This is a genomic window from Pseudomonas sp. NPDC098747, assembly GCF_044760045.1.
Classification (GTDB): Bacteria; Pseudomonadota; Gammaproteobacteria; order Pseudomonadales; family Pseudomonadaceae; genus Aquipseudomonas.
This window is the reverse complement of sequence record NZ_JBIWAL010000002.1, coordinates 104,533-128,309: the sequence shown is the minus strand read 5'-3', so window position 1 is coordinate 128,309 and position 23,777 is coordinate 104,533. Positions and strand designations below refer to the sequence as shown.

Sequence of the window (23,777 nt, the reverse complement as noted above, 5' to 3'; positions counted from 1 at the left end):
TACGAAACTGTCTGTCACTACTGCGGGCGGTCACGCCAAGCGCCTTCATTCTATTGCTCGCCCAATCAATGCGGTTTTGATTTATCAGTCCACTGCCCAGCAAGGTCACGACTAAAGGCGGGGGCCATCTGCCTTTCCATCGTCAGTGCAATGGATAACCTCTTTAAAAAAATCGAGCGATCACCTTCTATAATTTGGGTCTTTACTAAGTTGTACTGCCTCTTTTGCGCTCCCTACAGCGTAAGGGAGTACGCCACTTCTGAGAATTCATCATGTTCATCAAGTTCACCGTAAAACGCTGCATTTTAGGGGCGACAGCGCTCGGTCTTATTGCGATTTCGACGCTCGCATTGCAAGAGCATTGGTTTGAGCGCGGGTTGCTTCACCTACAAGGCGCGCAGATGACTGTTGATCAGCGAAGCAAATCCGTGTGGTTGCCCGACTATAGCGTCAGCGTGGAAGGGGTGCCGATTGATGGGCTAGACGGAGAAGTTTCGGCGCTGACGTACGATCCGAGTCGTAACACATTGTTTACGGTCACAAACCAAAACCCCCATCTTGTTGAGCTATCACTCGACGGTCGTATGCTGAGTAAGCGTCCTCTGGTTGGTTTTCGCGACCCTGAAGCCATTGAATATATCAGTCCGGGTGTCTTTGTGATTGCTGATGAGCGTGAGCAACGATTGCTTAAAGTGGATGTTAACGATGATATGGTCCAAGTGAACGCTGCTGATGCCGAACAACTGTCTTTAACTGTTAACGCGGGCGGCAACAAAGGGTTTGAAGGCTTGGCGTACGACGCCGTAGGCAAGCGGTTGTTTGTCGCCAAGGAACGCGACCCGGTGCGCATCTATGAAATCCACGGATTTCCTTACCAGGCTGCGGACAAACCATTTTCGATGAGCATCATAGACAATCCGCAGCGTGACAAGGACTTGTTCATCCGAGATCTTTCGAGTGTGTACTTCGACAATCGCAGCGGCCATTTGCTGGCGCTGTCTGACGAATCGCGCCTGATTCTCGAGTTGGACGCGACGGGAATGCCAATCAGCAGTCTGTCATTACGAGCCGGGCACCACGGTTTGAGAGAAGATGTACCGCAGGCAGAGGGCGTGGCTATGGGTGATGATCAGACTCTGTACCTAATCAGCGAACCTAACCTTTTCTACGTGTTTAAGAAGTAAGTCGTAAAATGGGGAGAGCCAACCGTGACTGTCGCTTTTAGCAAATTGGGGATCGGTATTTCGTTGCTCGGTATACTGCTGGGGGGGCAGCCGCTGAGTGCAGTCCATGCTGAACCCGGCAAATATTCCATACCTACGTTAACCTTTCACGTGATAGCGCTGAATGCTGGCACTGCTGTATTGGGAGGTACCCTTGAAGGGCCTTCTGATACTGCTGTCATCAAGGCTGAGATAGTCGTTCAGTTTTACAATGCTGCCAAATTGCTGGAAACCCGTACGTTACAAATTCCTCGCTTAACCTGGCCTCGTACTCATTTCCGATTGCCGATACCCTCGGGTGTAGACTGCTACGAAATTATCGCCCTGCGTACCTTCAGTGCCCCGGCAAAAGCCATCCAAAACGCCGACGCAACCGCAGAGCATCTACCTCCAGGACGCTGCCAGATTTCTTCATGAGGGTGATTGATTAGCCCTCGGTTGAACGGTCGTGTGTGTTTCCAGGAGCGCCACCTGTGTATTGTGCTTGGCAATGGCCTCAAACGATTTGGCACATAATTGACGAGACAGTCGATAAACGCCGACCGGCGTATGCATATTTTTTTCAAAGGACAGACCGGATACGCCAAGTATTTGCTTTGGTGCGACCAGAACAGAGCGGCTGATTCGCATCAAGGAAGGCGTTTTCCGTTCGATCTCTTTCAGCGTCATGCCGCTAGGCAGTAACCACTCGTCGCCATTCGGTAGATAACCCACTGTCCATTTGCGATGCGACTGGAAAAGTATAAAGCGTTTGTGGTCGATCATTTTATGGTTGAGTTGACGGTAACATTTCAACTTCATGAATAAATCCTATTCTATGGCGAGCTGTTTGTGCCGCGTTCGCGGATGTTGCTGTCCTGATCGACCGGGTGATAAGGGCTTGGACTGAAGGGAAGTACTCCGTCTGGCCTGCCAGCCGGTGGGCGCCCCGTTAACGAGCTCATTCTTGGTCAGAACTTTATGCCAGCGCCCCGGGTGTAGGCGCCCGGTGCCAGGTGGGACTGAACGGGAGTGGGTGAAAACCCGGTGTCGGATTGTCCGCCACGTTCCACTGCTCTTCGTGCCAGTAACACACGCTGGACAATGGGCCCAAATACGCTGGGTACTCTTCATTGAGTAGAAATTCCAATGCGTTACCCAGCACGCGGTTATCGTGAAAGCGGTATACCGCCTGGTTGGGTGGTTGGCGCTTCATCAGGCGCGCTTGCCAATGCTCGGTAATCACCTCCAAGTCGCCATTTGCACTGCTGGCGAGCCATCCCCAGTTACGTCTGGGTTGATTCAATAGGTCCAAAAGCGCTGCCGAGTGGTAGTAGGCGAGTTTGAATAGGTATGGACCGATGCTGGCCAATGCCGCGACGGGAGTCTCGAGGTACAAATTGCGATAGCGCTCCACGCCCAACTCATTGACCAGGTTAGAGCGCTCATCGAGTTGGCCACATGAGTCCAATATCAAGTAGCAGGTACGTTCTAAGCGTACTTGAGTTTCCAACCATTTGATGGGTGTCGTCATAATAATCTCTGTTGGTTTTTAGACTTAGGCAACACCGTTGCTTCAATAACTCGCGAGCGTCTTGGTTGGTATATTTGGCTGGCGCATGAAGTTCAGCTGCTCGCAGTTTAGGTATTGTATTGTTGTTGATGTTTCTGGTGCGTCTTCCAGCGTGGAACATTTTGTACATTTAGAACGGTTTATGTCGGTTGGGGAGAGGCGGAGATTTCAGGCAGATTTGAAAGTTTTGCTTGCCTTGAAGTACACCCGTTTGTTCGCTGGAATGGTGAACAACTCTCCGGTGCGGGGGTTACGAGCAATGCTTGCGGCTCGATATCTCACTGCAAACGTCCCGAGGCCTCTAAGTTTGACTTCCTGGCCACTCGCCAGGGAAGCGGAGATCGCTTTTATAAAGGCGTGAACCACCGCGCGGCTTACACTTTGAGACAGATCGGCTTGGGTGGCCACCGTTCGAATGAGTTCTGGCTTGAGCATGTTTTAACTCCAGCAATATGGCACGATTCTGAGACCTTTGAGCTTCATGACCAGTGATGAAAAAAATGCCACAGGGCAAAGCTAATTGGTGACGCGGCTTGAATATTCAGGTTACATGTTCGACAATAAGGGAGGATTCTTAAGTGGGCTAGGCAAGAGCAGTGTCAAACAGTTCATCGGTTAATGGTTTTTTAAGAAGTTTAGGTCGAAGAGAGTAGAGAACATATTTAACTTCATTATTTCATGTGGCGGTAACTAGCGTATTGCTGATTTTCGCCCGTTTCGTGCCGTTGATGGAAATCACCAGAGCTTAATAATCATTAGATATGTGCTCCAATAGAATTAAACGGATCAGGGCACTAAACGAATCCGGGCGAGTCCAGGCGTTTGGACAAATTGACGTCTAGTCCCAGGACGAATCCCGGGTAGGCAGGAAGCTTTTCTGCATATTTCAGATACCGCTGAGTGACCGCTAGACCGCGTGTTTGTGCGGCATGGCTGCCGCGGAGGCCTAACACTGATAGAAAAAGCCATTCCATCGGCCGCATGATTACACCGTAATGATCGATTCAAAAAATGGATTGCGAAGGGAGGGCTGAGCAGAATGGCTGGGGCAGCCCTTGTACCATTTTGGTTGTTGCACAACGGGTGCTGTTTTCTTGCCCCGTTGGGCTTTCGCGGTTGATAGGAGGAATGCGACGAGAGCCTTGGTCGCCAGGCTACAACATTGATTTTCATTGGTGCAACGTAGGAGGTAGCGTAGCCGGCATACTTGAAAACAGCTAATGGTGGCAACGCGTGAAAATATCTTTCAACAAAACCATTACTTTAGGCGTTGTAATAGGTTTGATCGTAATTGCTGTCTTCGTCTTGGGTATTGTATGGAAATCTGGTTCGTTCAGCCAGTCCATTGATATGCCTTCATTGAGTGCGTCAAAAGCAGCGCCTGAGCCGGTGAATATTCAGGCGCTCGGGCTTGTTCAATTGTTGTTGGAGGAAGATTATCTCTCGGCGCTTACGGGCAGCCAGACTTCCGTACTGGGCGAAGCCAAGCTCGTAAAACCCTTGCATAAGGTATCGAGCACGACGCTCGCTGCTCAATTCGAAGCCAATGAGCTGGTCGCACATTACCGCTTCGGCCAATCAACGTTGGCCGTGTCTGGGTACGTTACGGGTGTTCGGGAAAATGCCTCAGGCAAACCTGTCATCGAGCTGGAAGGTACCCAACCCATGTTCGATGTACAGGCCGAAACTTCTGTGCGCCATAAGCAGTTGGCATTCGCGCTTCGATCGGGGGATAAAGCGCTACTTATATGCGACCTCAACGGATATGTTTTGCAGGTATTACATTTAAAAAATTGCGCGCCCCCTCATGTGCGCGAAGACGCGGAGCGATACGCTACAAAATCAATTCAAACGCTGCACCAATGGCTGATCGCCGGTGGGGCGCCGACTTTTGAGAATGATCAGCATGGTGACTTATCGCGATTCCTGGCATCCCTGTACTTGCTGGGCATCAGCCTGCCCGCAGACAGTGTATGTTTTGCGGAACAGGTCGAGCTCTCGAGAGAGTGCAGTGAAATCGTGACAAAAATCGCGTTTGTGGACGTGCTCGACGCGCTAAAAGGACGGGGTGAACGCTGGTTTGAATGGCTGGCGATTTCGACCGAAGGTTTGCCAAGGGTAAAATAGCTGTGAAACGGCTGTTGAGTTTGAGCTGGACGGAGCGCGTCTAGCTCGAGCGCTTAGCAACCAGTTTAACGATTATTGATTACTGAATTGGCGTGGATTGAGCGATAAATCATTGCCGATTCGGCACGTCACACACGTCAATAAGGAAATTTTGCATGACCCGTAATTTTGTTGGACTGCTCTCGATGTGCTCTCTGTGTTCGATTTTGGTTGGCTGCCAAGCAACTGGTGAGCAGCACCAGGCGGATGTTTTCGACGCCAGCCAGGTCAACTCGCAGCAGGAAGCAAAGACGGTTACGATCATCACGATCTCTCCCGCCAAGATCAAAGTCTCTAACGAAAAAAATCAGAGAACTGCTCAGATCGCAGGTGGCATCTTGGGGGCGGTAGCGGGAGGGGCCCTCGGTCATAAAAAAAATACCGACACTGCCATCGTAGGGGCTGTAGGTGGCGGCGCTGCTGGTGCTGCAGCAGGTTCGTTGGTTAAAGATGAAACCTTGGTTTCTGGAGTTCTGATCAGCTACCAGCAGGATGGGAAAATTTTTACTTCTGCACAGGTGGGCAAGCCGTGTGAGTTCGCAGTTGGATCGGTTTCGTTGATGGTGAAGACAAAAAACAACGAAACCCGGATCCAACCAAATGCGGCCTGCCCAACCCAGCAGAGCTAAGAGGGCGGAAAAATGCGTAGTGTGTTAGCCGCTCTTCTTTTGGTTGTCGCGACCTCTAGCCAGGCCTCTCCATTTGATCAACTCAGCCAAGTTGAGATGTCATTAAAACAGGAGCAGGAGGCTAAAAAAGCGGAAGCGCTGCGTAAGGCAGATGAAGCTGCTGCGCTGCAACGGGCGCGTGACGACGAACGTCAACGCAAACGGGTTGCATCGCAGCGGCAGGCTCAGGCAGTGGCACTGGAAGCAAAAAAAGCCAAGGAGGCGGAAATCCAGCGTGCGCAGGCCCGCAATGAGCGTTTCGAAGATGAGGCCCGCTCCTTGGATTTGGAATCGCGCAAGTTAGAACTTGAAGCGCGTAAAGCCCAAGTAGCCCGCAGCGATGAGTACATCGATGCCGAGCTCCGAGCGAAGGCAGCACGTACCGACGTCGTGCAGTCTGAAGCTGACGCCACGCGCAATATTTCCTCCGGAACAAAAGCGCTGTTGGAAAGTACGGGAGAGGCAGACGTAAATCGGTCGAACAAACTGTTCGGCGATTAGTGCTGTTGGATCCGCGCGAAACAAGCTGCTGTGTTACAGCAGCTTCACAATTATGGAAAACACAATTGCCATCTTCCTCAAATAAGTGCTCCATTGTGCAGGATTGCCCCAGTAGCAGTGAAAGCGGCAGTCGGCGGGTCGCACGATCGATCGGCACAAAATCGAAAAGATCGACAGTTCAATCTCTCGCAGAAGCGGTCTCCTATTGGCTTGAGTACTTTGAGCAGCTTAAGCAGTCTGCGCCAGCTGTTCGCACTAGCACCTTTGCGGGCTTAATAGAGCACGAAATCCGGTTGATTTATCCAAGGAACGAGGAGTCTGAACTCCAAGCTCAGCATCGCCACCTGCGTAAGTTGGCAGCCATGCTTCGCGCCCTTAACCGTATCGAGGTGCCAGAGCTGGATCCTGTACTACTGGCCGTCCTGCGTGCATCCACATTAACCCGCGAGGAAATAGCGCGCTTCCGAGCGGCGGGTGCAGTTTTTCGTTTATGAGGAGCAAACGTGACATCACTGCTTATGGGCAGGGCAGGTGGGGCTGAGCTCACCGCCGGGTGTCGGTGGTTGGTTCAACGCGCAAGCCAGCCCAGCCCAGGCTGGGGTATTCGGGGCTGGCATTCGACGGGTGCCATCTGCGAGTGAGTTGGTATCAACTGTCCCACAGACTCAGCCATCATAGATTGGTGCCGATTCCAATGTGACAAGCCGAATGCGCTAGTTGCTGTCGTTGCGACCAAGACCCAGTGAACAAATCGGGGACCCACCGACCGAAGGCTTTTCCGCTATCGCAATCGCAGAATCCGTGACCCGCTGGTGCGCAGCGAGTAATGGCTTAATGCTCCCCATCTGAACTTCTTATCCTGGTTAGCCCATTTATTTCGGTACGGACCACGCTCATTTAAATGTGTCTGTCGTCATTGATGTGTGCAGGATAGTTAATTTGTCACTTGTTTCGCTGATACGCGTCAGCGTCCGGCTCTTCTTTACGCCCGAGTTTATGAGCTGGTTAGCTGATCATAGAGCGCGGCCAGAGGTCTGCGTCGAGTGGATGCCCGTAGTTCTGCTGAAGCCGCTCCGCATGTACCTGGCACAAAACCGACACGGTAGCGCTGTTCCTAGGGCATTGGTCGTGATCAGACATGAAACGCAGGTCACTTACGGTTTCTGAGCGGGCGCTCAAGGGCGTCCAACCAGCCAACCAGCCAACCAGCCAACCAATTAGCCAGCCAATGGACTGATGGATGTCGTCATACGCTGACACGTGCCTGCGCCCACAGACCAAACTCCCCGCAGTCGTTGGATGCCTCGGTGTGGCTGGAACGTCTGGCTGACGTACTCGGATGTTCGCCCGCGTGGTTGCTGGCGGCAGGCCGTATCACCGCTGACGATCTGGCCGAGCGTGGGCGTATCGGGCCCACGGCGCCGCTGATTTATGGCTGGGAGACGCCACCAGCGCCAGCAGCCAATCCTTCACGCGAGACGGCAGCGACCGCGTCACCCGCATGGCGGCAGGCACGGGATCACTACCACGGCCATCTGTTTGGTTGCCTCCTGTGCTACGCCCCAAAAAAACGCCATTGCCCAACCGGTGCTGCCTTACGCACCGTTTACGACTTAATGCCTATGGAACCCCGCGCATGAGCGCCATCGACAACGCCGCCACCGAACTCAAACGCCAACAAGACAAGGCGCTGGCGCAAATCAAAGCCAAGATATCGATAGCACCGGACGCCTTGAGCGCTGCCGTGCTGGAGAAATGGACCACCGTCACCACCCCGCCGTTTAAAGAGTTGTCCGCCGAGTTGCGCGAGCAAAACAACGCGTTGCGTGGTGGCGATATGAGCCGCGTGGAAGACATGTTGCTGGCGCAAGCGCACACGCTGGATGGCTTGTTTGCTGCGCTGGCGACACGGGCAGCAAGTGCCGCTTCGGTCACGGTGTTGGAGGTTATCTGAGGCTAGCGCTCAAGGCCCAGAGTCAAAGCCGCGCCACCTTGCAAGCACTGGGCGAACTCAACGCCCCCTTGCAGGTGGCCTTTGTCGGGCGAGCGAACATCGGCCATCAGGTGCAGGTGAACAACGGCGTGCCCAGCACCGGCGCCAACAGCGCCCTCGCAGCAAACACACCGCGCCCGCGCACGCGGAAAAATAAAACCGCGCAAAACAAACTAATGGACCCAGACTATGAGCAACGGTTGGACACCAGAACGCCGGGCACGGCAAGCGGCGATGATTCAACGCTGGAAACCGTGGCAACGAAGCACCGGCCCCAAACGCGACGAGGGAAAAGCCGTGGTATCTCGTAATGCCGATCAGGGTGGGATGCGGTTTTTGCTTCGCAGCATGGCGCGCGATCTGCGCGAACAACAAAAGACCCATCGCGAGTTGGCCTAGCGGTTTGTCGAACCGCCGTTAAGTGAGCCGGGCACTGAACCTCCACCGTGACCAAGAAAGCGCGCGGGTCCTCCCGAGGCGGTGGCCCTAGGGGGTAGTTCGGGCCTCGCTTCATGAGTACATATGAGCCTTTCTCGGCGGTTGGTTGTTGTTCAGTGATCGTGCGGCTTGTGCGCGCTCGTGTGCCCGCAACGCCTTGAACGGCGGGCGCTGGGCCGTTGGAAACCCAGCGTTAATTGTTACCCATGGCGCAACCAAGGCGGCGCAGGGGGCGGCAGTACCACAACCGCCTATCCGGGCGACGGGTTGTGCGGTCGAGACGGCCACAGCTGGGCGGGGTGGGACCATACTAACGGCGGTTGAATCACTGATGGTTGATAGGAGAGTACAGCCCCATGCCGTTAGCAAAACCGATCATTGATCCGCAATACACCGCCGAGGTGGCCGACGCTCTTAACGGCTGGCTACCGTGTCCCTACACACGCAATGCGCTGCTGCTCTGGGTGACCGCTTCGCTGGAGCTATGGGATCTCACGAGACAGGTTCGCCCGGACGTCAGCCCGGAGTTGGAACGCAGCATGCTACGGGAGCAGTACCGGGAGTGGGTCGAGGCCGAAGGTGACATCCTTTCGGTGGGGCAATAGGCGCCGCCCTCATGATCCTGGCACCGAGCCGAAATTCGCCGAAGTCGTTCCGAGTGACGCCGGGGCCCCTGCGCATTTCGAAAGGGTACGGGGTAGAAAACCCGCGCAATCGTGTTAGCGAGTAGTTCAGCAGCTTAGTGAACAGGTGAACGGTTGCCCACCTGCGCGCCTGTTCGGTCTCGACTCGAGCTCAGTCGCTGGGGACCCTGAGCATTTTGAATGGGGACGGGACAAAGAACCCGCGCGGTCCCGTCAGTGGCGGGTTCGCTCGCTTATTGAAATTTCAATCACCGAAAATTGATTGAAATGTAAGAGCGCGACCGTTCGACTCGCCGCCGTGTAATCCACACGGTTCAATCACCCCGTCGAGGGCGTCAGCAGGCCATCGAGGGCAGCTAATGAACGATGGACACGCATGGGCGTGTGACTGGCTTCACAAATTTCAACACTCTGCGCAAGGCTCTATCAAAGGGCCTGCACGGCAAGCCGGTCACGACTACGCTGTTGCCTCAGTGGTGCATTTTTGTTTTTCGTCCCGGAGAATAAAACCATGTCGCTTGCCATCCCTTTCTATAGCACTTACCAAGTTTCGAGGGCGGCGGACGCCTTCAACGCATGGCTACCGTGCCCGTTTCGTCGAACGGCGTTGCTTGGCTGGACCGAAGCGACGTTGACGTTGTGGGCGATGACGCGACAAGTTCGGCCGGATTTATCCGACGGTTTTGTGCTGGCCATGGCGCGCAAACAGTACCGAAAATGGATTAAAGGCAATGGCGACTATCAAGTAGTGGCGCCGGTGGCGCGTCAGTCGGCCCCGCAGTTGGCGAAGCTTTAAACATCAAGTCACATCCAACGGCGGCGGTATAAACCGCAGTCCCTGTCATTGCCGAAACTAATCAATAGCCGTTAGTAGGTGTATCGCGAGTGGCGGGCCGTTGCACTTCACCCCGCTTCATTGCGGCTCATTGCGGCTCATTGCACTTTATTTTGTGAAATACCGGATATCGCGCCACTCGTGCACAAAAGTAAAATCCGCTATTGAGTCAGCAGGCAACGCGGCAATAAAACAACTGGCTTTTCCCCCATGAAGGCGTAAATCAGTGCCGAGCAAAAATTAGTTAATTTATCTGTCGCTGCTCGCTAAGAGCCAACACCGTTTGTTTGATTTTGACCGCCTTTTCAAAATGGTCGAATTGGTTTTCCATGATCCACCAGTTCGCGGCTTGCATGAGCAACGGCGGGTTATCGTTTTTATTGGCAAAAAATGCATAAAACGAAAGTCCTACGTTTTCGCCTTTTTGCTCAATCTTTCGAGTGCAGACGTCAAGGATCTTGTTAATCAGTTCTGGCGGCATTGCTTAACCTCTCGGCGGGTGACTGTCTGATATTCAGGGTATTGCGTTACGAGCCCATGCCGCCCCTTGTGTGGGGCGCACAGAGGGTGCAGAGCCATTTGCCTGGACGGGTAAACCGTGGGGCTCAATCACGACCGTCTCAACGTCGCTGGCTGGCCGACTTGAGCGAGCCCAACCGAACCTGTAATCACGATTGAGGCGGGTCAGCTCGCGCCTAACAGCAGCTAAACACCGGCAAGCCCTGAATAAATGCCTCTCCTGTGAAAACATCTGTGTGCGCCCTGAAAATATTTGAGCCTTTCTGATTTTGATTGCCGTCAGTCGAGGCGGACAATAGGCCCAACGAAACAACCTACACTAAACGTCAAGGAAAACTCTCAGGAGCCCCCATGAAAAAGCTGATCCTATTGCCGCTCGCTCTGGCCCTTGCTTCCAATGCCGCACTCGCCGCTAATTCGGTGGACCTGCGCGTTACCGGTACTATTACCCCGGCGGCGTGCGATATCACTCTCGCAGGAGGCGCTTTTGACTTGGGTAGCTTTGATGTCGGCGATTTGAACGCAACAGGTAATACTAGGCTTCCAGTTCCAGCCGCTAAAAACCTGAGTGTGATCTGCTCCGCCCCTACACTGGTGGGCATTACAGTCGTTGACAACCGACCAAATACGGTACCCGTCGACGCTGAGTTCGGTCTAGGCAGCGACGGCGCCGGAGCCGATATCGGCTGGTACATCATTGATCTTTTGCCCCCTACCGTTGACACGGCAAGCGGCGTATTTACCCAAAGTGAAAATGCCGGGGCTACATGGACCTCAGCGGCTAGCTATCTAAATCATAATGCGAGTAGCGTTGCCTCTTGGAATACGGGCACGGGAACCGACCCTATCCAAGTCACGACTATAGTTCAGCCGATTACGGTATCTCCGGTGATCTATCCGACAAACAATCTTGATACCAGTTCTGAAATCACTTTCGACGGTTCCGCCACTATCGAACTGGTCTACCTGTAATTCGCTGACCGCTGAACTTGTTGAGCGACCGGTGCAATGCCGGTCGCGTTATGCAACACCGCTTTGCGGGGCGCCGTTGTCACTGAATGGGTTCGTGCGTAGAAGGCTCCTGCCCATTCAGTGATAACAGTGCCTCACTTTATTTTTAATCTCGCCTTGGCAGAGCCCGCAGCCCATCAACGGCCTAGGTGTAACCCCGTGGATTGGTCCGCGTAACAATATGGAATCTGAAATGACAGTCAAATATAGGCCGCTCCACGCTAAAGCACTCGTCAAAAGCCGCCTCGCAATGGCGTGTACTCCTCTTCTGATGATCGCGCTGCCTATTTTTCCTGCGTTCGCTGCCGACGTTACCTCTCCCGCCACACTTGAAGTGATCGGCCATGCTCCCACGGCCACCGTCCCGGTCTTGAGCAACGCCACCGCTCCCGGCAAGAACCCTGCGGTCGGTGATACCCTGAGCGCGACCTACACCCTTCTAGACTCCGACGGCGACCTCGAAGACCCCGCAACGACGGTCCGTCTTTGGAAGGCCGACAATGCCGCCGCCGCAGGCACCAGCAATACCCTGTCCTATGTCCCGCAGACCGGCGATCTCGACAAGTTTTTGAGTTTTGAGGTCACCCCGGCCACGAACGACCTGATTACTGACCCGTCCAAGGCAACAGCCCCGGTCAGCAGCGGATTGCAGACGGCACCCGTATTACCTTCGCGTGCCCAACTGGCCAGTGAATATATCCGATCGCCGTCTAGCAAACGTTGGGGCGATGCCTACATGTACTGTGCGGATCAGGGCGAGCGGTTACCAACACCTACTGAGCTACAAACTCTGTTCATCACTTATACCCGGGCCAATGCCGTCGGCGAGCAGGCTCAGGCGGATATGCAGAATACCTATGGCTGGGGCGGCCATACCTACTGGGCCAGTACAACCGATGCCGTAGATCGACATCATTATGTCTATATCAATGACGATGGCCGCATCGCTAAGAATGCCGATTCGGGTGCCTATAATTTTGCATGCATCAAAGCCGGGGCCGCTGAAGGACTGCCGACGGTCACCGGGATCACCATTCCCAATGCAGCGGTCGGCACGCGGGTCACGGCGGCCTATACCTACAACGGCAACGCCACCATTCCGGATCGCTCGCGCTTTCAGTGGTACACCGCCACCGCCACCAACGGCACGGGCAAAGCCCTCGCCACCGGGGCTGGTGCCACGACCAAAACCTACACCCCGGTAGCCGCCGACGCCGGCAAGTACCTCATGGTGGAAATCACCCCGGCCAGTTACGACACGGTTGCGGGCACCATGGTGACGAAGGTCGGTATGCAAATCGTCTCCATTCTGACCATCACCGGGCTGACCATCGAGAAGCCGACGCCAGCCCGCGGGTCCTTCGAGGCCAAGTACACCACCATCACTGGTGGCACCGAAGCCGACTTGACCTATCAATGGTACTGGAAAGGCGCCGCCATAAACGGTGCGACGGCGAAAACCTTTGCCTTCTCGACCTTGACCATTCCTTCGACCAGCGCAGCGGAAGAGCTAAAAGTGGAAGTCTCAAAACGTCCCGCTGTAGCGAATCGGCTTAATCGGGTCGCTGAAGAAAAGGCCGCCCTGGCGACCGCCACGCTGTGGTTAAGGAGTTCGATTGCCTGGAATGCGCCGTTCGGCCAGGGAACCTGGTACGACATGGCGAAAACATGCGCCAGTCAGAGCAATGGCAACAAACGCCCCGGCACCACCGCCGAGCTGCAAGCCTTGGTCGCGTCGCTGGGCAACATGGCCGCTTACGGGGTAAATACAAGCAATAGCTATTGGACACGCACCATTGGCGCGACTCAGGGCACGCATCAGATCGTCCATTTGGGTAAAGGGGAAATGTCGAACTCATATGCAGATAGCGGTACGGGCGAGCGCGGATTGTGTGTGGCCGGTACGGCGCCTCCTGCCCCGGCATTGGGCGGCAAAAAAGCTAACGGACACATCTTTGACGAGTCCAACTTCCCTACTACGGGCTTTGATGGTGCTTACTTTGAATTTGAAGGCTTGGAGGATCGCCAAGGCTATGCCTATCGCTCAACGGATACTTCCAAAGCCATTGTTTATAACGATGGCCAATGGCATGGCGGCGTAACGCTGAAAGCCAAAGGCTCTGTCAACATTGAAGTTTATAACGTGGACGGTGGCAATCCGGCCATTTACACCATCAACCCAAGTAGTTGGTTTTTTAACAAAAATTATAAAGGCAATCGGGCGAATGCTCGATCGAGATGTCAGAGTGGCACGGATTTACCGTATTGGGAGCATTTGACGAAAACGACGTCCGGTTCAAGCCCGAGGGGGACAGGAACGTTGTATTCCGAATGGGGTGATATGGCAAGTTACGGATGGACAACCAATAATGGGTACTACTGGACTGATTCTGATTACGGCGCCGCCAGCTCCTATATCGTGGAACTAAATAACGGTAATCGGCACGTTAATACAGAATCGAGCACTCAAAACACTGTTTGCAGAAATCCAGCACCCTAACGGAGCAAAAAAAAACAGTGCCCCCTACATAATGTCGCAATAGAGCGGCATTATGATCAGAGATGGTATATTTATGCAAATCAAGGGTAAGTTGCATTAAATGAATCCCTGATTCTCTTTGTCGTTTAACTTGTAGAGCGACCACGTATAATCCGGTCATTCAATAGCCACACCGCTGTATGGGATAACGTCGCCACTGAGGGTTTAGTGAGGCTCTCAGGAATTCGATGGCGACGTTCCCCACGTTGAGCATAAATACCGGTAAGACTAGCTAGGCAGACTGAAAGTACTTCGACATATGCAAAAGACTTTCCACAACTAATTTTATAGCACTACCGAACTATGAGTGGCGCGCCATCGCTCTGGCCACAGCTGTTCATTAAGCTGACCAGCCTAAAAACCAACAACACTCCTAGGCGCCGTTATTATTGCTACATATATTTGATTGCTATCAATGAAATAAACTTGACAAGGCCGGATTATTTTCGGTAATAAAACAATGCAGTGTGCACGTTTTTTGGGTTCTGCCATTAAGGGGGGCTAAACAAGTGCTCTGCCAGCTCTCTGGCGAAGGTAGATGCCCCAAATGACTTTAACGTTCAGCTTAAAATACGTCTTATTTTCCGGAACTTCATGATTGGACGCCCTCGCACGAGCAAAATTCCAGGGAGGACGATCTGATCCCAGATGAGCCGAATAGTTTTTTGCTGCTCTATCGCTGGAGTGCGAACAGCCAGCCCCCATCTAAATCCGCTGCTGCATGACGCAGAGAGGATTGACTACTGAAAACAGGTCTATGCGTTTAATTTCTCCTCTGTTGGGCCTCGGCGTTGTTTGCCTGAGTTCATTCGCCAACGCCGCGCCGAGCTCTTCACCGTTGTCGGCCCCGATCATCGGACGCGTACCGACGGCGACCGCCCCAGTCATCACGAACGTTACCGTGCCCGGCAAAAATCCCGCGCAAGGCGATGTGCTCAAGGGCACCTATACCTATGCTGACCCCGACAATGACTTGGTGGACCCGACCAGGAGTGTGTTTAGCTGGTCCGCTGCCGGCGCGGCGATCAGTGGCGCCACGGTAGAGACCTTCACCCCGACGGCGGCGCAGAACAAGAAGTTTTTGAGCTTCGCCGTGACCCCGGCGTCGCTGCCGCCCGCCGATCCGAGCAAGGCCACCACACCGGTGACCAGTCCGAATTCGGCGGCCCCGGTTTTGCCGCCTCGGTCGCAGTTGACGAATGAGTTTATAAAAAGCCCGAGCAGTCAGAGTTGGGGCGACGCTTACAAGTATTGCGCGATCCAAAATGAGCGCTTGCCGTCTGTTGCCGAACTGCAAACCCTATTTACCACCTATACCCGCGCTAATGCAGCAGGTGAGAGCAGTCAGAACGATATTGGCAATACCTATGGTTGGTCCGGCGGAAATCACTGGACAACTCAACCCAACGGTGAGGACCGACATGTCCGTGTCCACCTCTCGGATGATGGGCGTGCCCTCAGTGATTTCAATGGGTCAGAATACGTATTTGCCTGCATCAAAGCTGGGGCCGCAGAAGGCTTGCCGACGGTCACCGGGATCACCATTCCCAATGCAGCGGTCGGCACGCGGGTCACGGCGGCCTATACCTACAACGGCAATGCCACCATCCCGGACCGCTCGCGCTTTCAGTGGTACACCGCCACCGCCACCAACGGCAGCGGCAAAGTCCTCGCCACCGGTGCCGGTGCCACGACCAAAACCTACACCCCGGTAGCCGCCGACGCCGGCAAGTACCTCATGGTGGAAATCACCCCGGCCAGTTACGACACGGTTGCGGGCACCATGGTGTCGAAGGTCGGTACGCAAATCGTCTCCATTCTGACCATCACCGGGCTGACCATCGAGAAGCCCACCGCAACACGTGCCAGCTTCCAGGCTAACCACACCGTAACCGGTGGCACCGAAGCCGACTTGACCTATCAATGGTACTGGAAAGGCGCCGCCATAAACGGTGCGACGGCGAAAACCTTTGAGTTCTGGACCTTGACCATTCCATCGGCCAGCGCAGCGGAAGAGCTGAAAGTGGAAGTTTCCAAACGCCCGGCCATCGCTGATCGTCGTAATCGGATGGTTGAGGAAAAGGCCGCCCTGGCCACCGCTACGCTCGGCTTGAGGAGTTCGATTGCGTGGAACGCACCGTTCGACCAAGGCACCTGGTACGACATGGCGAAAACCTGCGCCAGTCAGAGCAATGGCAACAAACGCCCCGGCACCACCGCCGAGCTGCAAGCCTTGGTCGCGTCGCTGGGCAACATGAGCGCGTATGGCGTGAACACTAGCAATAGCTATTGGACCGGCACCAGAGGTGCGACACTAGGAACGCACCAGATCGTCCATTTGGGTAAAGGGGAAATGTCGAACTCCTATGCGGACACGGGTACGGGGGGGCGTGGATTATGTGTGAACGGCACAGCAGCCGCGGCCCCAGCCGTTGGCAATAAATGGGCCAATGGACATTCGTTCAGCGAGAGCAACTTCCCAACTACTGGCTTCAATGGGGCTTACTTTGAGTTTGAGGGTTTGAATGGGCGCCAAGACTTCACTTATGTTTCCACCGACAATTTCAAAGCTATTGCTGCGACTGACGATGGTGAAGATGCGGGTGTACAACTGAATTCAAAAGGCTCTGTTAACATTGAAGTTTACAACGTTGCAGGCGGCAACCCGACCATTTACACCGTTAATCCGAGAAATTGGTTCTTCAGCTCCGAACCTTATCGATTTGATTCCGCCAATAGTGAATGTTTCCTACTCGGCGGTCGTATGCCAGAGTTCCGCGACGAACTTTCACATGGTACTGGTGTGCGGGGAGTTGGATCTTTGTACAGCGAATGGGGTAATGTTAGCTCGGCATTTGGAACAAAACCTGTATGGAGCGGCGAGTTCGCGTTCACGCACGGGGCCATTATAAGAGTTGATTTTTACTATGTAGTCAACCTACAGACCGGCGATTACGATAGTACAAACGAGATAGATAGGGGGGTAAGTGGGACTGCATGTGTGAAATGAATCCCTGATTCTCTTTACCGTTTAACTTGAAGAGCGACCGCGTATAATCCGGTCATTCAATAGCCACACCGCTGTATGGGATAACGTCGCCGGGAGGCTCAGAAATTCGACGGCAACGTTCCCCACCTATGCCACAGCGCTCTGCGGGGCGCGGTTGTCACTGAATGGGGCCGTGCATAGAGGGCTCCTGCCCATTCAGTGACAACAGTGTCGCACCTTATTCTGATACGCCTCCTGTCAAACCTCCGGTCCTTCGCCAATTAATAAGCTCAGGCCGTGCCCCGCGCAGCCCTGCGCCTGCATCCGCCACATAACGTCCTTCGCGTGAATATTCAGGACTTCCAACCAAGCGGGCCCAATCATGCCGGTCGACCCTCACTGCGACAGCGTAAAGCCGTCGCCAATTGAGCCGAAAAAGTGAACGCCGACGGCACGCGCCCCCACTGGACGAGCCCCATGAAAGACAGGACACCGTTTCCCCCTTACGATAAGGGATAGGCAAACGGTTATGTTTATGACTAACAGCAACGATAAGAGTGGGGAGCTTTTGGGCCAGGAGCGGCGACGCCGCTGGAGCCCGGAGCAAAAACTGACCATGGTTCGCGAGAGCCTTGAGCCAGGGCAAAGTGTGTCGGTCGTCGCTCGGCGCAACGGCATCAATGCCAACCAATTATTCCTGTGGCGCAAGCTTTACCAGGACGGCAGCTTGTCGGCGGTCAGTGCTGGCGAAGCCGTGGTGCCTGCCTCCGAGCTAAGCGATGCGCTTAAGCAGATCCGTGAACTGCAACGGATGCGGGGCAAGAAAACAATGGAAGCAGAAATCCTCAAAGAGGCCGTAGAGATCGCCCGGTCGCGAAAATGGATTGCGCACTCACCCTTGTTGCCGGGGGACGACCAGTGAAGCTGGTCAGTAAATGTCTCGGTGTAGCGCGCTCGCAATTAACGGTTCGAATCAAGCAATCGGTATCGCCCAAAGTGCGGCGAAGCAGGCCTGTGAACGATGTAGAGCTGGTCGCTGAGATCCAGCAAGAGGTCAGCGAACTGCCCAGCTATGGATACCGCCGCGTCTGGGGACTGCTGCGTCGTGCACGTGAAAAGCGGTCGCTGCCGGCGATCAACGTGAAACGGGTTTACCGGGTGATGCGTGATCACAACTTGCTGCTTGAACGCAGGATCAAACAACCCGGCGTGCCGCGTCGGCACGAAGGCCGTATTGCGGTGGAAACCAGCGATACACGTTGGTGCTCGGACGGTTTTGAGTTCCGATGCGAGGACGGCGCCAAACTGAGCGTGACCTTCGCCCTCGATTGCTGTGATCGCGAAGCCATCGGCTGGGTGGCAAGCCCGACCGGGTACAGCGGCGATGATATCCGCGACTTGATGCTGGAAAGCGTGGAGAAGCGTTTTGGTGATCAACTGCCCACCACGCCAGTGCAATGGCTAAGCGACAACGGCTCGGCGTACACCGCCGAACAGACACGCCTGTTTGCTCGACAGATCGGCTTGCAGCCGGTGACCACCCCGGTGCGCAGCCCGCAGAGCAACGGCATGGCCGAGAGCTTCGTGAAGACGATTAAACGAGATTACGTGGCGCACATGCCCAAGCCGGATCGAGAAACAGCGTTGCGTAACCTGGCAATTGCCTTCGAGCACTACAACGAGCAGCATCCACACAGCGCCTTGAACTATCGCTCACCGAGGGAGTTCAGGCGCTTAGCGGCAGCATCAATTTAACGGGGACTTGGTGTCCGGTTTGGTAGGGGCAAGTCCACCCACAACATTTGCAATTCATCCTCCGGCAAATGGCGTTGTGCAGCTGGTTAGCAAGATGGTTAACAGGAAAAACCGGCCATCGTTTCTTGAGACGCCAATGCTTGTGTCGGATTGGTCCTGAGCTACTTGAGAAAACTTCTATTGCCGAATCAATTCAAAAGCGTATGAAACACTGATGGCGCGGGCGCGAGGCCTGTGGGACAGAGGGTTATCTCACCGATGGAAAAGTGAACACCGCAAAAGTGAACCGAGCGTTCACTTTCTGAAGACTTGTATTCTGCCTGCTCGGGAATTAATTCCGCTTCAATTGCGCGTGTCAGCACTCCCCAATCAATTCAGGTGCCTGGACTGGTCAACACGCCAGATTTATTGATGCCTACCGGATCGATTTGAACGCGACACGAGCAGCAATTCGGGTTCAATACGGCGAAGGAACGAGGGGGTACCGCCCCCCTGAAATCAGTGCTCGTCAGAAGTAGAATTTTCTCCTAATCGGATCAAGGAAATTTTGCGTGAAGACATCATGTTTTTTCAGACAGCCAAATCATCCCCATCCTCAAGCAAGCCGAAGCCGGTAGTCCGGCCTCCGAACTGTGTCGCGAGCATGGCATCAGCACCGCCGCCTTTTACAAGTGGCGAACCAAGTTCGGCGGCATGGATGCGTCACTGATGTCTCGGTTGCGCGAGCTTGAGGAGGAGAGGCGCAGGCATTCCACGCGGGTTCCGCGCCAGCGTCCAAACAGGGGCAAAGTGGCGCCCAAAACTTCGCAATTCGGCGGGTACGCAACACTGAAGTACGCAGGTCGGTGAACTGACCCAAAAAGGTGGGACAAACACCTGTGGGTAGTATGGCAAAGTACACAGTTCAACAGAAGCTATTGGCGGTAAAGGAATACTGTACCGGCCGCGTCAGAGCGCGGTATGTCTTGATGAGGCGTAAAGCTCTGTCTAGATATGCCGGAGTTCATGTTCACGCGATCGGCGTTGGTCCAATGGTTGTCGTCGTTATGCAGAAGAAAAAAGACCCCGCGCTCCTGGGGAGAAGGCGCGGGGTAAAAGGTGCAACCCAGCGAGAAAGGCCGGCCTCACCGATACCAAACTGTATCCGTATTCCCCGCAGAAAGGAGTAGCCATGAAAATACCCCTTGCTAGCCTTCTCTTGTACAGGTTAAGAGTTCTACTTGCCTAAACAAAATTAAGAATAATCAAAGTGTTGGTAGCTCGATTTGCTCGGGCAGCTGATTACGACCTCATCGCGCTGTCATGCGGAAACGTAGGTTCAACTGCAAGTGAACACCATCGAAATTCCCATATCTGCCGGATGAAAGAAAGGGCGAACAGTAGTTATCCCATGCCTTCAGCACGGTTTTCTTGAGTATTCTCAGCTCATGCTTTGAAAGCCATGGACACCCGATATTAACCAATTTTAGCGGTTATGAGAAGTTATGGTTTTAAGCGAAATGACAAAATTTCGGGCTTACCTTCCCTGGACTAAGATTGCTTTCGCCAATTCCCTGTCAGATGCTTGGGCAAAAAAGGTGGTTTGTAAACGAATGACCTGGAATGCGCGCTCGAGTGTCACGCTCCGAATACTTCCTTCACTGGCAACGAAGCTGGCTGCGTCCGAGCGCGCCGCTCGCACAATATCGTTGTTTTGCAGTGAAAATGAGACATTGGAGATGGCGGCTGTGCTGGTGTCTAGAGATTCCGGAACAGCATCATAGGCCGTTATAAAACTGGCGGCATGTGCGCTGCTGGTCATTGTCGCAAAAATAAAAATTGTGGAAAAATGTAGACGCACAGGGACCTGCAAAAGGGCTAGTTTTCCGCCCGTCAGGGTATTTACTTGTTTACAGAAAGGAACATAAAGGAGTCATGGAGCGTAGGGAGGAAGAGGTGGCCTCTCTGTATGCAGCTACGGGCTTCTGCACACAAAATCTTTTATGGAGATTGCACCTGACAAGCAATCCAGGCCACTTCTTCCTCGGGAACTATTAGATATCGGCGAGTCGGCAATGAACAATCAATAGTTGTTAATAATCGGATTCGAAGTTTTTTTTGGGGGGGGGGGGCAGCGAATCGCGAAGTTCGTTCATCGCCTTCACATTTAACCGCCGGCAATTGCTCTGACGGGGGGGGGGGGGGGCACCGTCGTCTGGGCGCTCGAAATTACGTGCACTAGGAAACGGTGTTGTACGAATTACATGGTTCGACCCTCCTATGACGAGCGATAGTTTATGCTGGGCAGGAGCGGTGCGCGGCAACTGAGCAAATTTGTTTGGCGAGAGGTGCGAGGTGTTAACCATCTACCAGGAATAACGACGGCGTATCGGGGGAGAATATAAACGAGCTTGATAGCCTGAGACGATAGTTCAAGCTCCTTTCGAGAAGGGGAATTTTGAGTAGGGAATTAAGGGGGTAAAAGTGTGAGCGGGCGTTTTAAGCGCCGCTCACCTAGTGCGTTCCGTCAGTGGTGAAGAATGCGTGGCCGCGGAGTCTGAGTAGCCAATACCTGGCTACTCATCGTTTTAATACCGCGTTGTCAGGCGCAGACCTCTTAACGGCGCAGCTGTACTGCTCTGGTATCAGGTACGGTCACGGTAATGACCTCTTTCTGATCGCCGCCAACCGGAGTGTAGGTGTCGCTGGAGTCACCGACTACAGAAGAGCCCGCCTTCCAGATGTAAGCCAAGCTTGGGTCGCAGGTAGATGGGCAAGTAGGCACGGCGGTCAGTGCTTCCCCAACCGTTGGACGACCGGTGAGTGCGCCGTTCTCATTATGGATGACTACGCTGGTTGGTTTGTTCGCTGCGGTCGTTCCTGTGGCAAGCGTCACAGTCACCGGGTCACCGCCCACTGGGTCCGTTTCGGCGCTGTTGGTTGCAGGAGTAACAACCACCGTAATCGTTTTTGCAAGGTCAGTATCCTTCACCACATAGGTAAGTCCCCCCGTCTCTGGGGTGATCGGCCCATCGTCGTTGGACCAAGCGTACGTTGAGGTGCTGGTGTCATCGCCGTCGACATCGGTAATGCCAGGGGTCAAAATAATCGTTTCCCCTTCGGCTGGAGCCTGACCAGGACGGTCTTGGTTGGCGATCGTCGGAGCAGCGACAGACTTGTGTCCTTCAACCGCGAGTGTTGGAGTGGAAACAATGTCGACCGCAGAAGCCAGACCTGCGTGTGCGGTCAGGCCAATAGCAAGCGCCAAAGCCGAAGCCCACTTGATGGGAGTGCGTGTGGTTGTCAGCATAATAAATTCAAGGGCAGAAGAAGGGGAAAAATACTGCCCGTCGAGCCGATCAAATCAAAATCAAAAATTGTCTATCGCGGCGGCGGGGGGGCATTTCCACCCACGGCACTGTTACACCGAATGTTTGTCCCAGACGGCTCTGCGTATCTCGACGGATCCGAAAAAATCAGCGTAAGCGGCGTTGGGGGGCCTGAGCCAGTTATTGGCGGAGGCCTTTAAATTTCGAGGGGAACGTTTCCGATAAGATTTTTATGTCAAAGGTCTTCTTTGACGATTAGTGATTCGGCTACGCAGGATCGGGGTGCTAATGTTCAGTCTTCGAGGAGACGCGGGCAAAAATTTTAAATCGACGAGTAGTCGTGCAGGCCCACTGTGCGAACTCTGCTGCGCCCGCCAAAAAATTGCTAAACAAAAATTTATGGTTCAAAGGTACGCAATAACCTTATTTTATCTTGCGAAAATTGGCGTATGAAATAATTCGAGCCAATCGTAAGAAATAAAGGAAAGTAAAAATGAGTCGCGCCCTATTTTTGTTTTGTGGCGTGGCCTCGATTCTGACAGAAGATTATTCGGGTGAATACATAATGGCTATCTCTCAGTCACGACGTGGCGATAAGAAAACGCTCTTGATGCGAATAGGCGCGTGGATTGGCCTAAACGTTCGTGGAAAAAATTCAACTAAACGAGTCAGTACTTTATGCCGTCACTCCGCTCATTATTACGGCATGGCTGAGATCACGTTGTTTCGAGCGAATCGGAGGCAGCCGTTAGCCACATTTATTTCAGCCGTTTCAATAAATTCATATGATCATTCGAAACTTCGCTTGCCGTGCCTCTGGCCGATTGATGACCTAAGGCTGGCGACGCTGATTCGAGTGGTGTTGCCCGACGGTCGGGCGCAAACAGGCGCTGTGCTCTGGCAGTCCACGACCGAACTCGCATGGTATAAACTTCATGAGTAACAACAAAGAAGTTTGACGGGGCAGGGATCATCCCTTCGTAGACTGCTGAAATGTGAGCAACAACAACACGGCTGCTTTGGTTAATCGACTGAGTTTCAGATGTTGGTGATTGCTGGCTTGTTTTGACGGATGGACGCCATGATTTGACCCCAGCCAATCTGGAGATCCCATGAAACGTTTGCCTAGGATTTCGCTGTACTTCGTTTTTCTGGGGTGCTGTGTGCACGCCCAAGCCGAAACGATTTACCCCACAAAAGGGCAGAGTGCACAGCAGGTTCAACAAGACGTTAATGAATGTCGCAGGGCCACCGCCTCAACCGCGCCCCCACCCCCACCAGGCACTTCCCAAATATCGGGTGGAAGGGTTCGTGGCGCTGCGGTAGGTGCGGCTGCAGGTGCTGTAGGGGCTGAAGTCCGCGGGCGGCGACATGATGATTTGTATGACCAGGTTGATGACTCCGTAAAGCAGGACTATCGGCAGAACAATGCTAAATCAGCTGCCGCAACGGGCGTGATCATCGGAGGTGCGCGTCAGCGTCAAGAGCGCCGACAAGAGCGTCGAGAGAATCAGGCACAGGTTGTGAACGCCCAATCAACAAGTTCGGCAGCATATCTAGGCTGCTTGCAGGGGCGTGGCTACTCCGTTACCCCTTAGGTGTCGATTCCAGTGCTGGTTTCGGTATTTTATTTTGG

Annotated in this window: 21 protein-coding genes and 1 pseudogene; 16 read left to right on the top strand and 6 right to left on the bottom strand. The window is 53.9% G+C overall.

All coding sequences use genetic code 11. From position 1 onward, the window contains the following. The first annotated feature begins 272 nt into the window (after nt 1–272). On the top strand, nt 273–1,184 hold the full coding sequence (locus tag ACIQVE_RS01655) for an SdiA-regulated domain-containing protein (RefSeq protein WP_402803895.1): 912 nt from the start codon (nt 273–275) through the stop codon (nt 1,182–1,184). 24 nt (nt 1,185–1,208) lie between these two features. After that, a complete protein-coding gene (locus tag ACIQVE_RS01650) occupies nt 1,209–1,640 on the top strand; it encodes a hypothetical protein (RefSeq protein ID WP_402803893.1) in 432 nt (143 codons plus the stop codon). Here ACIQVE_RS01650 and ACIQVE_RS01645 read toward each other — a convergent pair. From ACIQVE_RS01645 to ACIQVE_RS01635, 3 genes are all read right to left on the bottom strand, one after another. Next, a complete protein-coding gene (locus ACIQVE_RS01645; protein ID WP_402803891.1) occupies nt 1,635–2,024 on the bottom strand; it encodes a hypothetical protein in 390 nt (129 codons plus the stop codon). The two genes, ACIQVE_RS01650 and ACIQVE_RS01645, sit on opposite strands and share 6 nt — an antisense overlap. A 157-nt stretch (nt 2,025–2,181) precedes the next feature. Further along, a complete protein-coding gene (locus ACIQVE_RS01640; RefSeq protein ID WP_402803889.1) occupies nt 2,182–2,736 on the bottom strand; it encodes a DUF4123 domain-containing protein in 555 nt (184 codons plus the stop codon). A gap of 207 nt (nt 2,737–2,943) precedes the next feature. Then, nucleotides 2,944–3,210 carry an HU family DNA-binding protein gene (locus tag ACIQVE_RS01635; protein ID WP_402803887.1) on the bottom strand — a complete coding sequence of 89 codons (267 nt, stop codon included), beginning with the start codon at nt 3,208–3,210 and terminating at the stop codon, nt 2,944–2,946. Between the two features lie 798 nt (nt 3,211–4,008). Here ACIQVE_RS01635 and ACIQVE_RS01630 point away from each other — a divergent pair. The 7 genes from ACIQVE_RS01630 to ACIQVE_RS01600 all read left to right on the top strand — a co-directional run bounded on the left by ACIQVE_RS01630 (nt 4,009) and on the right by ACIQVE_RS01600 (nt 9,981). Next, nucleotides 4,009–4,902 (top strand): hypothetical protein, encoded by an 894-nt coding sequence (locus ACIQVE_RS01630; protein ID WP_402803885.1) that lies wholly within the window; start codon nt 4,009–4,011, stop codon nt 4,900–4,902. Between the two features lie 155 nt (nt 4,903–5,057). Further along, a complete protein-coding gene (locus ACIQVE_RS01625; protein WP_402803883.1) occupies nt 5,058–5,570 on the top strand; it encodes a hypothetical protein in 513 nt (170 codons plus the stop codon). 12 nt (nt 5,571–5,582) lie between these two features. Beyond that, nucleotides 5,583–6,110 carry a DUF5384 family protein gene (locus ACIQVE_RS01620; RefSeq protein WP_402803881.1) on the top strand — a complete coding sequence of 176 codons (528 nt, stop codon included), beginning with the start codon at nt 5,583–5,585 and terminating at the stop codon, nt 6,108–6,110. A 1,636-nt stretch (nt 6,111–7,746) separates the two neighbouring features. Continuing rightward, nucleotides 7,747–8,064, top strand: a complete 318-nt coding sequence (locus ACIQVE_RS01615) for a hypothetical protein (RefSeq protein WP_402803879.1) — start codon at nt 7,747–7,749, stop codon at nt 8,062–8,064. A gap of 228 nt (nt 8,065–8,292) precedes the next feature. Next, on the top strand, nt 8,293–8,502 hold the full coding sequence (locus ACIQVE_RS01610) for a hypothetical protein (RefSeq protein ID WP_402803877.1): 210 nt from the start codon (nt 8,293–8,295) through the stop codon (nt 8,500–8,502). A 395-nt stretch (nt 8,503–8,897) separates the two neighbouring features. After that, nucleotides 8,898–9,146, top strand: a complete 249-nt coding sequence (locus tag ACIQVE_RS01605) for a hypothetical protein (RefSeq protein ID WP_402803875.1) — start codon at nt 8,898–8,900, stop codon at nt 9,144–9,146. Nucleotides 9,147–9,696: 550 nt separating this feature from the next. Continuing rightward, the gene (locus ACIQVE_RS01600) at nt 9,697–9,981 is read left to right on the top strand and encodes a hypothetical protein (RefSeq protein WP_402803872.1); all 285 of its coding nucleotides are present in this window, start codon (nt 9,697–9,699) and stop codon (nt 9,979–9,981) included. 283 nt (nt 9,982–10,264) lie between these two features. Here the strand turns inward: ACIQVE_RS01600 and ACIQVE_RS01595 are convergent, their stop codons facing one another. After that, nucleotides 10,265–10,501 (bottom strand): DUF6500 family protein, encoded by a 237-nt coding sequence (locus ACIQVE_RS01595; RefSeq protein WP_402803871.1) that lies wholly within the window; start codon nt 10,499–10,501, stop codon nt 10,265–10,267. Nucleotides 10,502–10,890: 389 nt separating this feature from the next. Between ACIQVE_RS01595 and ACIQVE_RS01590 the strand changes: the two genes are divergently transcribed. The 5 genes and pseudogenes from ACIQVE_RS01590 to ACIQVE_RS01570 form a co-directional block, all read left to right on the top strand. Continuing rightward, nucleotides 10,891–11,511: a DUF1120 domain-containing protein gene (locus tag ACIQVE_RS01590; RefSeq protein WP_402803869.1), complete on the top strand. Its 621-nt coding sequence runs from the start codon at nt 10,891–10,893 to the stop codon at nt 11,509–11,511. A gap of 232 nt (nt 11,512–11,743) precedes the next feature. Then, nucleotides 11,744–14,050 (top strand): hypothetical protein, encoded by a 2,307-nt coding sequence (locus ACIQVE_RS01585; protein WP_402803867.1) that lies wholly within the window; start codon nt 11,744–11,746, stop codon nt 14,048–14,050. A gap of 796 nt (nt 14,051–14,846) precedes the next feature. After that, nucleotides 14,847–17,099 carry a hypothetical protein gene (locus ACIQVE_RS01580; RefSeq protein ID WP_402803865.1) on the top strand — a complete coding sequence of 751 codons (2,253 nt, stop codon included), beginning with the start codon at nt 14,847–14,849 and terminating at the stop codon, nt 17,097–17,099. A gap of 514 nt (nt 17,100–17,613) precedes the next feature. Next, a protein-coding gene (locus ACIQVE_RS01575) for an IS3 family transposase (protein ID WP_402803863.1) occupies nt 17,614–18,833 on the top strand; the annotation gives its coding sequence in 2 pieces (ribosomal slippage) (nt 17,614–17,959 and nt 17,959–18,833; 1,221 coding nt in all). 567 nt (nt 18,834–19,400) lie between these two features. Then, a pseudogene (locus ACIQVE_RS01570) lies at nt 19,401–19,580 on the top strand (transposase); the annotation flags it as partial. Between the two features lie 769 nt (nt 19,581–20,349). Here ACIQVE_RS01570 and ACIQVE_RS01565 read toward each other — a convergent pair. Then, nucleotides 20,350–20,673, bottom strand: a complete 324-nt coding sequence (locus tag ACIQVE_RS01565; RefSeq protein ID WP_402803861.1) for a DUF2388 domain-containing protein — start codon at nt 20,671–20,673, stop codon at nt 20,350–20,352. A 756-nt stretch (nt 20,674–21,429) separates the two neighbouring features. Next, a complete protein-coding gene (locus tag ACIQVE_RS01560; RefSeq protein ID WP_402803859.1) occupies nt 21,430–22,122 on the bottom strand; it encodes a hypothetical protein in 693 nt (230 codons plus the stop codon). Between the two features lie 512 nt (nt 22,123–22,634). On the opposite strand from ACIQVE_RS01560, the gene ACIQVE_RS01555 reads away from it, so the two are divergent. Continuing rightward, complete coding sequence (locus tag ACIQVE_RS01555) at nt 22,635–23,084, top strand: hypothetical protein (RefSeq protein WP_402803857.1); 450 nt, start codon at nt 22,635–22,637, stop codon at nt 23,082–23,084. Between the two features lie 169 nt (nt 23,085–23,253). Next, on the top strand, nt 23,254–23,739 hold the full coding sequence (locus ACIQVE_RS01550) for a hypothetical protein (protein ID WP_402803855.1): 486 nt from the start codon (nt 23,254–23,256) through the stop codon (nt 23,737–23,739). Nucleotides 23,740–23,777 lie beyond the last annotated feature (38 nt).